This window comes from Sulfitobacter sediminis (assembly GCF_040811725.1).
In the GTDB taxonomy this organism is placed as follows: domain Bacteria; phylum Pseudomonadota; class Alphaproteobacteria; order Rhodobacterales; family Rhodobacteraceae; genus Sulfitobacter; species Sulfitobacter sediminis.
Map to the genome: position 1 here is coordinate 1 of NZ_JBFNXX010000179.1, position 259 is coordinate 259.

1 pseudogene is annotated in these 259 nt (G+C 62.2%); it reads left to right on the forward strand.

Features of this window, described 5'->3' with window-relative positions:
* A pseudogene (locus AB2B41_RS23590) lies at nucleotides 1-259 on the forward strand (glutaredoxin); the annotation flags it as partial.

The window sequence follows — 259 nt, forward strand, 5'->3', positions numbered from 1 at the left end:
GCACCGGAGAAGACGAGACAACCTACCAGCCGGTCATCGCCATCTTCGCCATGTCCTTCGCCATGTCCCTCTCCCTCTGCCTCCTGGCGTTCGGCACCGTGCTGACCCCGCTGGTTCTCACCAAGTTCATTGCCATCGCCCTGTGCCTGCTCGCCCTGCAAAAGCTTCAGGACGTAGAGAGCTTCTCCACCAGGTTCCTCAACTACGACGTGCTCGCCCGCCGCTGGGTGCGCTACGGATACATCTACCCCTTCGCCGC